At 59.8% G+C, this 11,149-nt stretch carries 8 protein-coding genes and 2 pseudogenes; 8 read left to right on the top strand and 2 right to left on the bottom strand.

Going from position 1 to position 11,149, the window contains the following annotated elements; translation table 11 throughout:
* Positions 1–70 precede the first annotated feature (70 nt).
* From tsaB to NW838_RS01345, 5 genes are all read left to right on the top strand, one after another.
* A complete protein-coding gene (gene tsaB, locus NW838_RS01365; protein ID WP_414357897.1) occupies positions 71–778 on the top strand; it encodes a tRNA (adenosine(37)-N6)-threonylcarbamoyltransferase complex dimerization subunit type 1 TsaB in 708 nt (235 codons plus the stop codon).
* A 36-nt stretch (positions 779–814) separates the two neighbouring features.
* Entirely contained in the window at positions 815–1,372 is a 558-nt protein-coding gene (gene efp / locus NW838_RS01360) for an elongation factor P (RefSeq protein WP_414335241.1), read from the top strand.
* A gap of 70 nt (positions 1,373–1,442) precedes the next feature.
* A complete protein-coding gene (accB, locus tag NW838_RS01355; protein ID WP_414357898.1) occupies positions 1,443–1,919 on the top strand; it encodes an acetyl-CoA carboxylase biotin carboxyl carrier protein in 477 nt (158 codons plus the stop codon).
* A gap of 451 nt (positions 1,920–2,370) precedes the next feature.
* Complete coding sequence (locus NW838_RS01350) at positions 2,371–4,734, top strand: hypothetical protein (protein ID WP_414427350.1); 2,364 nt, start codon at positions 2,371–2,373, stop codon at positions 4,732–4,734.
* 3 nt (positions 4,735–4,737) lie between these two features.
* A complete protein-coding gene (locus NW838_RS01345; RefSeq protein ID WP_414357895.1) occupies positions 4,738–5,841 on the top strand; it encodes a DNA polymerase III subunit delta' in 1,104 nt (367 codons plus the stop codon).
* On the opposite strand, the gene NW838_RS01340 is transcribed toward NW838_RS01345, so the two are convergent.
* Entirely contained in the window at positions 5,816–7,138 is a 1,323-nt protein-coding gene (locus NW838_RS01340; protein ID WP_414427349.1) for an ATP phosphoribosyltransferase regulatory subunit, read from the bottom strand. The two genes, NW838_RS01345 and NW838_RS01340, sit on opposite strands and share 26 nt — an antisense overlap.
* Positions 7,139–7,579: 441 nt before the next feature.
* A complete protein-coding gene (locus NW838_RS01335; protein WP_414427348.1) occupies positions 7,580–8,641 on the bottom strand; it encodes an isochorismatase in 1,062 nt (353 codons plus the stop codon).
* A 318-nt stretch (positions 8,642–8,959) separates the two neighbouring features.
* Here NW838_RS01335 and NW838_RS01330 point away from each other — a divergent pair, with 318 nt between their 5' ends.
* The 3 genes and pseudogenes from NW838_RS01330 to NW838_RS01320 all read left to right on the top strand — a co-directional run.
* Complete coding sequence (locus tag NW838_RS01330; protein WP_414357891.1) at positions 8,960–10,342, top strand: nicotinate phosphoribosyltransferase; 1,383 nt, start codon at positions 8,960–8,962, stop codon at positions 10,340–10,342.
* Positions 10,343–10,415: 73 nt separating this feature from the next.
* Positions 10,416–10,958 (top strand): annotated as a pseudogene (locus NW838_RS01325) (IS607 family transposase); the annotation flags it as partial.
* A 1-nt stretch (position 10,959) separates the two neighbouring features.
* Positions 10,960–11,149 (top strand): annotated as a pseudogene (locus NW838_RS01320) (RNA-guided endonuclease TnpB family protein); the annotation flags it as partial.

The raw sequence follows: 11,149 nt of genomic DNA, 5'->3' as shown, positions 1-11,149 counted from the left end.
TGACACCCTAACCTTAAAACATCCGTTAAGTTTCGTCAACCACCCAATACAAAAAGGAGGGAGAAAGATCGTGTCCGCCCCTCGGTGGATGTTAGGGATCCACACCACCACACCCGTTTTGGGCCTGGCCCTGCTGCCGTTGGAGCCGGGGCTGGGAGAACCCCGCAGCCAGAGCTGGTGGCTGGATCGGGAGATGGCAGCGCAGTTGCACCCCTGCTTGAGAGACTTCTTGGCCCGTCAGGCTTGGTCACAGGTAGCCGGGATCGCTGTGGCTTTGGGGCCGGGCAGCTTTACGGGCAGCCGTTTGGGGGTGAGTGTAGCCCGCCTGCTGGGCCAGCAACTGCGCATCCCCGTGTTCGGCTACTCGGCTTTGGCCGTCCTAGCCCGCCATGTGTGGATCTGGCAGGGATCCCCGGCACAGCCCTTGACGGTGGCGGTGCAGATGGACGCCAAACGAGAAGAGTGGTATGGCGGCGTGTATCGGGTGACAGAAGAGGGTGTCGCTGCAGAAGTGGCCGATCGGCTCTGGGAGGAAGAGGCTTGGCAGGCAACTCTCCGACAGTGGCCGCAAGCTCTATCCGTGAATGCCGCCGATTTTGTGGATCCTGCACCTGTGGTGGCGTTGGCAGAATTGGCCCGCGCCGATTTTCGGGCCGGATTGCGCCCTCAGTGGCAGGAGGTGCTGCCCCTCTACGGTCGCCAGCCCCCGATTGATCTCAGAGGGCTGAATCGGACTCCGCCTCCCCAGCGCGAACGGAGTGCCCCATCGTCACGGTAAGATTGGGAAGTCTAAGCAACGGATCCCTCTGCTGACATGATCTCAAGCAACGATTTGCGCCCTGGCGTCTCTGTAGAAATTGACGGAGCTCCCTACAAGGTGATCGAGTTCCTGCATGTGAAACCCGGCAAGGGGGCAGCCTTTGTGCGCACTAAGCTCAAAAACATGCAGACTGGCAACGTTGTGGAGAAAACCTTCCGCGCCGGTGAAACCCTGCCCGCAGCCACCATCGAAAAAGTCGAGATGCAGTATCTCTACGCGGAAGGGGACAACTTGGTGTTTATGGACATGGAGACCTATGAGCAGGCTCCAATTACCGCCGCCCAAATTGGCTCCGCCGTGAAATATCTGAAAGAAAACATGCAAGTGTCAATCCTGCGCTGGAATGGGCAGGTGATCGATGTGGAATTGCCCAACACGGTCGTTCTAGAAGTGGTGGAAACAGATCCAGGGGTGAAGGGAGATACCGCAACCGGGGGAACCAAGCCGGCCAAGCTGGAGACCGGTGCCGAGATCCAGGTGCCTTTGTTCATCAAGGTGGGGGAACGGATTCGGGTCGATACCCGCACCGACACCTATCTGGGCCGGGAGTAAGTTCTCCTTCTCCTTATCCGGTTATGGATTTCCGTTGTGGACAGGTGATGCATCAGGAGTGAACTTTCCCTTGGATGTCGTCAATTGGCAGGAAATTCGGCTTCTTCTGGCCGCTCTGCAAGAGAGCGATGTTACCGAGCTAACTCTGGAGTTCAAAGATTTTCGCCTCACCTTGCGCAAAGGGATCCCGGCTGAGCTTTCCCCCACCCCCACCAGTCCGGCTGCTGTCTCCCCCGCACCTCCCCCTCCCGCTCCTGTAGAAGCACCCTCTCCTCCCGCTGCCCCTAAATCCACCCCCAGCCATTGGATAGACGTGACGGCGCCGATGGTGGGCACCTTCTACAGTGCCCCGGCTCCAGGTGAACCTGACTTTGTGCGGGTCGGCCAACGGGTGAACAAGGGCCAAACCCTGTGCATCATCGAAGCCATGAAGCTGATGAACGAAATCGAGGCTGAAACGGCAGGTGTGGTGACCGAGATTTTGGTGAGCAATGGGCAATCGGTGGAGTTTGGGCAGGTGTTGATGCGGTTGGATCCCACGGGTTAGTGGGCAAGGGAGAAGCCGGATTTTGGCGACCCAATTTCCTTTGCCTTGCCGGTGCAGCGCTCCCGAGAGGGGCCAGGTGAGCTTGACTTCTCTCTCAAGCAGGAAGAAAGTGAGTTGGCTTTAGAGCCAACATTGATGTCTGTCAGTTATGTCCACAATTATGGCCATTCCGATTATGGCCATTTCAATTCATCAATTCAAATCATCAATTCAAACTAGGACACTGCGCCCACGCCTAAAACGTCGGTCGCGTTGTCGCGTCAGCGTTGCGGAGCCATAATGCCCCCGGCCAAAGGCTTTTCTCAACAGCCCAGGCATCTCACCCTAACCTGAAACGACCACAATGCCAATACGGCAATGTGGCGTTGTCATCTCTTTATGCTCTATCCTGTGGAGCAATAGGCTAGAGTACAGCAACAACAAATATAGTCCTGAGCTGGGAACCTTTCTGATGCCTCCGCGCTCCTCTTCCTCCCAGAGTGGCTCTACCCCATTCCCCTTTCTGGAGGGGCGGGGTGCTGCTGACGGTGAGGCTGAGTCGAGCTTGCCGCTGGGACAGCGTCTGCTGCGGGCAGGGCTAATTTCCCAATCCCAGTTGGCTCAGGCCCTGCGAGAGCAACAGCAAAACCACCTCAAGTTGGGAGAAGTGTGTCTCGAGCACGGCTGGCTCACCCCAGCCGCTCTCTACCGCTTCCTGCCCAGCCAGTCTCTTTCTCTGGGAGAGATTTTGGTGGCACTGGGCCACTTGGATTTTGAGCAGTTGCGGGTTGCTCTGGCCCAACAGCGTCGCTATGGGCGGAAATTGGGGGAAATCCTCACCTGGAAAGGTTGGGTACAGCCCGCCATTTTGGATCGCGCCTTGGATGTCCAGGTGCAACTGCAGCGGATGGCTTCCCCCAATGCGTGGGAGGCGCTGCAGCCTTTTTTGGCCAGGGATCCCAAACCCGAGGTTCAGCTTACCCCCCAAAGAGCGGCAACTCCTGGCCGAGAAGCTCTGGCCCAGGATTTGGCTGTACCCGAAGAGGCCAAGATCCCTTGCGAGGGAACAATTCAGCCATCGAGTCTCGAATCCGCAGTTGGGGGAGATTCCATCCCTGGAACATTAGCCGCGGCAGCCTCGGATCCCTTTGCCGATGAGCCTCAACCGGCCACCTTGGCTGACTACCGCAAGCAAGTGGAAGCCTTGCGGCTACAAATCGAGCTCCAGGAACAGGAATGGGATCGGATCCTGGCCAGCATGAACCAGCAGATTGCCGATTTTCAAAGCCAGTATCAGCAGCGCATTCAAAAACTGGAAGCCACCATTCGTCTCCAGCAGGCGGAGCTCCAGCACCAGGCTACGCTGCAGCAGGATTTGCGGGTTTGGCGGGAACAACTGCAACGTCTAGAAACGGAGCTGGCTCTTGCCCGCGCTGCCGAGCAGAAGGCGCAGCGGCAGTTGCAAACCCAGCGAGATTGCTATCAGTCGGAACTGGAGCAGTTGCAAGAGCAAATCCAGATTCTGCAGAAACGCCAGTTGGACTCGGTGCCCAGCAGCGTTGTGGCTGACCTACGCGCCCAATTGGAGGCAGCGCTTCATCAAATCCAGCAGCTCCGATCGGAGCGGGATCAGTTGCAGGCCCAACTTGCCCAGCAAGCTGCAGAGTCAGAGGCTGCTCTATCCCGGCATCTGGATTCCTTCTGGCCAGAGCAGGTTGCCGCCTTGGAGCAACAGATTGCGGAGCTGAGGGCCTCTTTGCAGATGTGGCAAGAGCGCTACGCCCAGCTACAGCAAGAGCACGAGGCCCAAATGGCGCGGCTTTCCGGCTATGTTCCCCCAGAGCAGGTGGAAAGCTTACAGGCGCAGCTACAACAACTGCAAGCGGAAATAGCACAGCTGATGGCAGCCAACCGTGACTACGAAGCGCACCTTGCTCAACTGGAGGAGCAACTGCAGCAGAGCCAAGCCCTGATCCACCAGCTCAGGGCAGAACGGGCCGAGGCCGACCAGCGCATTGTCCAACTGGAGGGATCCCTGCAAGCCCGCCAAGAAGCCTTGGAGCAAGCTCAACAACAACTGAAAACCACGGGATCCCGCCTCAGCGCCCTTCAACAGCAGCAGGCCAACTTGACGGTGGAACTGCGAGACGCGCGAGAGCTGCTGGCGGCCTATCGGCAGAGCCTGGAGTCCCTGCAAGAGAATCTCAAGATTGAGCAGAATCGCAACCGTCTGCTGCAGGTGAGTTACGAACAGCAAAAGCTGATCGCCGAAGCAGCCCAAGCCCAGTTGAGAGCAGCCAACTTCTCTGGCTCAACCGCCAAAGATGAGCCAGCACGTTCGCGTGAGCGAAACACAGTCCTTACGAGGAGACTGGAGGAACCTGCGACCGATGCCGGGGAGCTTCCCGCCAATCCTGAGGACACGCCGACGGCTCCTTTGCTGGCGGAACTCACCCCCTGGGCCAGGCATCTGTTCCAAAACTTGCAGGCAGCGGGCTTGCTGGATCGGCCCCAGATCCAAGACATCCTCAGCCGCTGGCAACAGTCGGGGGGCAAGCTGACCGCGGTCATTGGCGAGTGTACCGGCCTGAAGGCAACCACGATCAAGTTCTTTGCGGATGGGGGGTATTCTGCCCGTTTGTCGGGGTGCCGCACGGTGGGAGAGTTCCTCAAGGCTGCCGACTTGTTGGCTGCTGAAGTGCTGGAGTCCTTGCCGCCGATGGATGAATCTTCGCCCCACTGGGGGGATCCCTTGGTGGAGCGGGGGTTATTGCGACCGGAGACGCTGCAGTATTTTCGCAAACATTTCCTGCCAGCTTCTGCCAGCGGATGCTGAGATATGCCAGAACTCCGTCCGAGCGCCGAGACCGCTGACCGGGTGAAGGTCTTGCCTCCGCAGCACATTGTCGGACAGGAGATGGCGGCACGACTGCTTGTGGCGGCCCTGGAGAAGGGGCGGGTGACTTCCAGCTACTGCTTCTTGGGCCCCCAAGGGGTGGGGCGGAAGCTGATGGCCCGTTGGTTTGCCCAGGCCCTCTTGTGCGAATCCAGCTCCGGGATCCCTTGCGGCAAGTGCTCCCACTGCCGTTGGCTGCTGGCGGGCAACCATCCCAATCTCCACTGGGTCAGCCCCACCTACCTGCACCAAGGCCGCCTAATTGCGGCAGACTCCCCGGAGGCGCAAACCTTGCAACGGCGCTCGCCGCCCCAAATTCGCCTGGAGCAGGTGCAGGGGGTATCCCGCTTCTGTGCCCGCAAGCCGATTCGAGCCCAGCGAAAGGGCTCCGCCCCGCTAAAGGACTCCGTCCCGCTTACGCGATCGGGAGCGGTGGTGGTGCTGGAGGGAGCCGAAACCTTGGCGGAAAGCGCTGCCAATGCTTTGTTGAAAACCCTGGAGGAGCCAGGCCCAGCCCATATTATACTCATCGCCCCCCAGGCGGCCTCGCTGTTGCCGACGCTGTTGTCCCGCTGCCAGATGGTGCCTTTTCGCCGCCTCAGCTCAGAAGAGGTCGACCGGGTGCTGAGTGGGTTGGGTTGCCCAGATCTGGCAGGGATCCCTCGATCCGAGCTGATTGCCTTGGCCCAGGGCAGCCCCGGCTTGGCCTTGCTGGCCCACCAGCACCTGCAGCAGATCCCGCCGTCGCTCCTTGAGGAACTCAAACGTTGGCCCTGGCACTCTTCTCTCCAGCAGGCATTGGAATTGGGCAGAGCGGTGGCCAGTTTGGAGCTGCCGGCACAACTGTGGCTGATCGATTATTTGCAGCAGCATTTTTGGGCGCAGGGATCCCGTCAGCCGCTCGCGTCAGGGGTACGGGGTGCCATCCGGCAATTGGAACGCATTCGCCAACAACTGCTGCAATCGGTGCAGCCACGCCTCTGTTGGGAAGTCAACCTGGCCAACGAAGGACTCCGTCCCGCTAGCGCGAACAGTCTGGGTGGGTGATGTGGTAGCTGCCGTCAGCCTGTACCCAGGCGATCTCTGGGATCCCACATTGGCAAGCATAGACTTCTATCTCTTCAGGAGCTCGATCCAGCAATTCCAGCTCCACTGCCTCCATTCGCGTCAGCGGTGCGGTTCCCGTTAGGGTGCCGTAGGCATAGCACTCTTCTCGCCAGCGGGCGGCCAAGGCCAGCGCCGCCGGGATCCCTGCCGGCACCAGGGGCACCACCAACCGTTTGCAGCCCATCTCCTCGGTTTTGGGGTCGGGGGGCAAGAGCCGGAGCAGCGTATCCGGCAGAAGGGTAAAGCCGATCCCCGGCTGTTCGACCTGCTGAGGGCTGTAGAGAGCATGCAGCCGGTCGTAGCGTCCCCCCAAGGCAATGATCTCCCCGCCTGCCACTGCCTGAAAAACGATGCCGGTGTAGTAGGCCAGGGTTTGCAACAAGCTCAGATCCAGCACCACCCGCACCCCGTGTTCCTCCAGCACCTGGCAGAGCTGCCGCAGATCCCGCAGCCGCTCAGGCGGCACAGGCAACTGAGCCAGGTCAGAAAGAACTGAGCCGGGCTGTCCCCGCAGCCCCAGAATCTGCAAGCCAATTTGGCGGGCGGCTTCCGGCAGAGGGGCCGATTCCAGGTAAACGTAGTCGAGCTGGGCAATGGCACGGCGCACTGCCGCTTGAGCCGTGGGGGCAACGGCGCTGAGCAAACTTTCGGTGAGGCTGACATCTCCCAGCAGCAGCGTCCAAGAGAACTCACAAGAGGAGATGCCGACCGAGCGAATGCAATCGGCCAACAGCAGCAGAATCTCGGCATCTGCCAGCCATCCCCCTGCCCCGATCAGCTCCACTCCGGACTGAAAAAACTCCTGGCTACTGTAGGATCCCTCCTCCCGGCGGCTGTTGCGAAAAACGCTGCCGTGGTAGTAGAGCCGCAACGGCAAGGGCCCACCGGCCAGACGGGTGGCTGCCGCCCGCACAATGGAAGCGGTCAACTCGGGGCGCAGCCCCAGCATCGTCCCTTCGCCATCCCGCAGTTGCAGCACCGACTCAGCGCGGATGGATCCCCCCGCCAGCAGCGTTTCCAGCCGCTCTAGGGTGGGAGTGATGATGCGCTGGTAGCCATGGCGCCGGAAAACCCGGGTCAGCTGAGCCTCCAGCTTCTCCCGCCGTTGTACCTCCCGCGGCAGGAGATCCCGGGCACCGCTGGGGGGGCGCAGGCTGCTGGAGACGGTAGAACTGGCTTCAGGGCGCTCCGCACCGCTGACGCGAGAGTGCTCCGCACCGCTAACGCGATTGTACACAGGGCAACTCCGACAGGCTGTCCTGCCGCATCCTACCACTTGGAAGGGAGATCGACCGGGATCTTTGGGCTTCCCTCTAGTCCTCGATTTACCGGGCTATCGGTTAGCTTGCAGCACAATGCTCAACCTCGCTGACGAACCTTCCGACAGACGTTGTTGGTCTGGGCGATAGCAGCTTGACGTGGATTGGCCAAACCGGTGAGCTGGCTGGCACATTTTTTGTAGGCATTTCGCCTAGGCTAAAGTTTGCTCCACCTTCAGCCTGTGTGCTCTTTCAGAGCGAGGAGCAACTACCTGCAGCTTGCGGGGAAGTCGCGCCTGTGGAGATCCCTTTGGCGGGGTGGTAGAGGTGAGCTCTACCACTGGCCATGGGTCGTGGAAGCAAAAAGAAAGCATCAACCTGCGCGAAAGTCCGCTTTTGCTCGGTGTTGTATAAGTCTTTCAGAGCGGAAACTCAGGCCACTCCCGGATGGGATCCGTGGAGCGTACTCGGTGCATTCCTGCTTCCGCAAAGCGGGCGAAAGCGGCCTCCGCCTGTTCGCTGAAATCCACAACGCCGGGAATCACCACCGGCGAGGTGCAGTCCTCCAGAAGATAAACTTTCTTGGCCAAGCTGGGATCCGTGGCTTGGATTTCCTGCAGCAGGTCACTCACCGTCCAGGCCACGCAATGGCTTTTGGCTTGGCCAGCCACGATCAGCGCATCAAACTGCAGCAGGTGGCGGATAAGAGGCTCATTTTTCTCGTCGATGGGATCCCCTTCCGGCCCAGTCAAAACCTCCGGGCTAAGCACGGAATAATTTTCCGTCAAGGGATTGGCTCCCTTGAGCTGCAGGCTGGGCTGGCTGCAGCGGGCCATGCTGTGAAAGAAAATCGCCTCCTCCACCGCTGGCACCAGGGCATGGCCAATCCCCCCCAGCATGGAGTGGTAGGGCCAGACGATGAGGGGATATTTTCCCCCCTGCTCCAACTGCTCGGCGTAGTGCAGAGCGTAGACCTGCAACCGCGTCAGATCCCCCTGGGTGAGGTTGGCAGCCATGGCGGGGTTAACCCGCCAGCGTCCGCAGCGGATATCGGCTGCCGAAATGGCCGTGGCCGGCTCAGGATGGGCTCCCTGCGCGTCCACCCAAAAGACGGGGTGGAAGATCTGCATGGCCGTGTGGGTGTCGAGGGTGGCAACAATCTGGGTGATGCAGGCCAAATTGCGGTAGATGAACTGACAAAGCCGGCGATTATCTTCCACCGCTCCCAATCCGCCGGAACCGGCCACAAACAACTCAAAGCCGGGAATGCAAAAGGTGTTCTGCACATCAATGAGCAACAAGCCCACCCGCACCCGATCCGCCTCTGCCGGCGGGATCCCTTGCTCCTTGGCCCAGAGCTCGGCTTCTGCTGCCCGCTGTTGGTAGGGCACGCGCCAAATCTCCCCCACCCGCTCCGGATCAAAGTGGGTGGGAAGGCCTGCTGGAGCCGCAACCGTTAGCTCCTGTAGAGTGGCATTCATGGCGTTCTCCCGGTGGGGGCTGGATTGACCAGGCTTGCACAAGCTTGATCTAAGGTTAAAGGAAGTCGGGCTGGTACTTATGGTTGGTTTCACTATAAGTTGGGGAAGAGGTTTTGTCCAGATGGCCGCCTGTGTTCTCGGCTAAGTTTGGATTTGGCGTCTTGTTGAGACCGATTTTTCGAGCTTTTCGGGGGTTGCGGTGCTTCTGGTGGATCCCGGACAGGCAGGCTTACTTATGGTAAGTTTCACTATAACCTTGGCGACAGCTCTCTGCTCGATCCCATCGCTCCCCATCGGCTTCTGCCTTGAGGTTTTTTCATGTTGAGCCCTGATTTCTCGTCGTTGCAGCCCCAAGACTATGGCTTGCTAACCGATCTGTACCAGTTCACCATGGCCGCTTGCTATGTGGGGGAAGGGCTAGAGGCTCAGCCCGCTGCCTTTGAGCTGTTCGTGCGGCGGCTGCCCACCGACTATGGCTATCTGATTGCCATGGGGCTCACCCAGGCGGTGGAATACCTGCAGCAGCTCAGCTTCGCCCCCGAGGCTTTGCGAGCACTGCGGGAAACGGGCATTTTCGCCGATGCGCCGGAGCGCTTTTGGGATCTGCTGGCCCGCTGCCGGTTTGAGGGGGATATGTGGGCAGTGCCGGAAGGAACGGCCATTTTCGCCAACCAGCCCCTATTGCGGGTGGAAGCCCCCCTCTGGCAAGCCCAACTGGTGGAGACCTATCTGCTGTCCACCTTTAACTACCAGACCCTGATTGCCACCAAGGCGGCCCGTATGCGCGATGCAGCAGGGGATGAGGCCATCTTGCTGGAGTTCGGCACCCGGCGAGCTTTTGGGCCCCAGGCGGGGCTATGGGCAGCCCGGGCGGCTCTGGCGGCAGGGTTCAATGCCACCTCCAATGTTTTGGCAGCCCTGAAATTGGGGCGCAAGCCGGCAGGAACCATGGCCCATTCCCTGGTGATGGCCATTGCCGCTCTTTCGGGAGATGAGACCCGCGCTTTTCAGTCCTTTCGGCGCTACTTTCCCCAGGCTGCGCTGCTGATCGATACCTACGACCCCATCCAAGGGGCGCGCACGGCAGCCCAGCTTTTTGCAGCCGGAAGCCCGGATCAACTGGGATCCCGCGGGGAAATCGGCGGGGTGCGCATCGACTCAGGAGATTTGGAAGATCTCTCTCGCCGGGTGAAACAGATTTTGCCTCAAGGAGCCCCGGTGTTCGTCAGTGGGGATTTGGATGAATACGAGATCGAGCGCCTGCATCGCTCCCAGGCCCCCATCAGCGGCTATGGAGTGGGCACCCGCCTGGTGACCGGAGAAGGCGTGAACGGGGTGTACAAATTGGTGGAAATCAACGGGATCCCGGTGGCCAAAGCTTCCTTTGCCAAAGCCACCCTTCCCGGTCGCAAGCAGATCTTTCGCGGCCCTGAAGGAGACTTGTTGGGCCATGCTGACGAGCCCCCGCCTCCTGGCTACGAACCGCTCTTGCGCAAAGTTATGGAAAAAGGGCTGCTGCTGGATCCCTTGCCGGATCTGGAAGCCATTGCCCGCACCAGCCGCGCTTCTGTGCTGCGCCTGCCTCAGGGGGTGCGACAACTGCGCCAGCCGGATCCCTGGCCCATGGCCCTGACTGCAACTTTGCAGCGGTTGAAAGACCACACCCTCGGTCAGGACTGTGCCTCGGCGGGCACTGCCTGAGGAGCGGATTCTAATCCAAGCAACATTGAACCATGCTGAACATAGTATTCAGCATGGCGCGATATGTAACTCCCAAAGAAGTTGCTCGTCGGCAGTACGAACACCTTCAGGACGAGCAAGGCGATATGACCTCGATAGCTACATCAAGTTACCCGGAAAGCAGAAGCACATTGTTCTCTACGCCAGAGTTATCAGCCGAGCGCAAAAACCCGACTTGGAGCGACAGATTGCTCGATTGGTTAGCCTCCATTCTGGAGCCGAAGGGGTCGGAGACATTGGCGGCGGTCTCCACTTCCAAAGACCACGGTTCCTTGCCCTACTGGAACGAATCGGTGCAGGAGATGTCGGCACACTTGTGGTCGCCTATAAAGACCGCCTCTGCCGCTTTGGATTTGAGCTTGTTGCCTGGTACTGCCGTCAACACGGGTTCGAGAAAGAGCTCCGCTCCGCTGACGCAAACGTGGTTCTCAATCACCAAGACCACTCTCCCCAACAGGAATGGGTTGAGGATATTCTTGCCATTTTGCACGGCTTCAGTCATCGGCTCAGCGGACTCAGGAAGTACCGAACTGCAATCCAGGAAGATCAGGATTTATCCCGAACCCGCTCTGGCTAAGGTGTGGAAACACTGGCAAGCAGCGTGCCGGTGTTGCTACAACCAAGCGATTGCCCATCAGTGCCAGCACGGTGCCCCAAAAACGGCCAGAAAGCTGCGGGACATCATCCTGCGCTCCGACCTGCCCCGGTGGGTGAAGGACGCCCCCTGCCACATCAAGCAGAACGCGGTCGTCGAGGCGTGGTTGGCGT

Source organism: Synechococcus sp. R55.2, from assembly GCF_047462075.1.
Lineage (GTDB): Bacteria > Cyanobacteriota > Cyanobacteriia > Thermostichales > Thermostichaceae > Thermostichus.
This window is presented reverse-complemented; position numbering and strand designations above follow the sequence as displayed.